1 pseudogene is annotated in these 1,227 nt (G+C 34.4%); it reads left to right on the top strand.

From position 1 onward, the window contains the following. Positions 1–112: 112 nt before the first annotated feature. Positions 113–1,227: pseudogene (locus tag AB5026_RS18965) on the top strand (ISAs1-like element ISBaov2 family transposase); the annotation flags it as partial.

Here is a 1,227-nt window from a genome sequence, read left to right as displayed (position 1 = left end):
TTTATACATTTATCTTACACCAATATTGTCTTTTCATCTTATTAATAAGATATTTATCTTTCATTTACAATATTATTTGAGTACATTTACGTGATTATAAATCACAATTAAAATGAAGCAAGAAACTAAAAGAAAGATTGAGATCAGCAACCTACATGAATTTGCTGATTCATTAATATTGATAGATAACCGGATAGACCGTTGTAAAAAACATCAGGCCAGTACCATTGTTCTTATTGCAATTTCTGCTGTTATATGTGGCGCTGATACTTGGAATTCAATAGAAGACTTTGGTAAAAGTAAAGAATCTTTTTTTGCAGCCAAGCTTTCCAATTTTAATGGTATCCCTTCCCATGATACATTTAATCGCTTTTTCTCGGCATTAGATCCTTTAAAATTTGAAGAATCTTATAGGCAATGGGTCCAAAGCATTCTCAAATGTTATTCGGGGCATATAGCCATTGATGGTAAAACCATACGAGGAGCCTATGAATCCGAAGAGGACAAGCGTCGTCGTAAACAAGGAGTACTTCCTGATTCGAATACGGGAAAATACAAATTGCATGTTATTAGTGCATTTGCAACAGAACTGGGAATCTCCCTTGGACAGTTATGCACACAAGAAAAGGAAAATGAGATAGTTGTCATTCCTGAATTATTAGATATGTTGTGTATAAAAGATTGTATTATTACAATTGACGCTTTAGGATGCCAGCGTACAATTGCAGAGAAAGTCATAAAGGGAGAAGGTGACTACATTTTTATAGTGAAAGATAATCAACCGAAATTAAAGGAAATAGTACTGTCAGTAACAGAAAGTATTGTATCAAAAGGTACAACAGTACGATTTGACAAATATGAGACGCATGAAGAAGGACATGGCAGGAATGAGTCGAGAATCTGCTATTGCTGCAACGATCCTGGTTTCCTGGGAGCAGATATTAGAAAGAAGTGGAAAAAATATACGGTCTTTTGGATATATTGAGAATACCAGAAATACAAACAAAGGCACTACAGTGGAAAAAAGATGTTTTATATCTTCCTTGGAACCTGATGCGCAGAAGATACTTAAAAATAGTAGAGAACACTGGGAAATTGAGAATAATCTACATTGGCAGCTAGATGTCAATTTCCATGAAGATAATACCAGAAGAAGAAATATATCAGCATTAAACTTCTCCGTACTGGCGAAAATTGCATTGGCTACATTAAGAAACAACAAAAGAG

The sequence above is a fragment of the Blautia sp. RTP21359st1_E11_RTP21359_211015 genome, from assembly GCF_040910705.1.
GTDB classification, from domain to species: domain Bacteria; phylum Bacillota; class Clostridia; order Lachnospirales; family Lachnospiraceae; genus Blautia_A; species Blautia_A fusiformis.
This window is presented reverse-complemented; position numbering and strand designations above follow the sequence as displayed.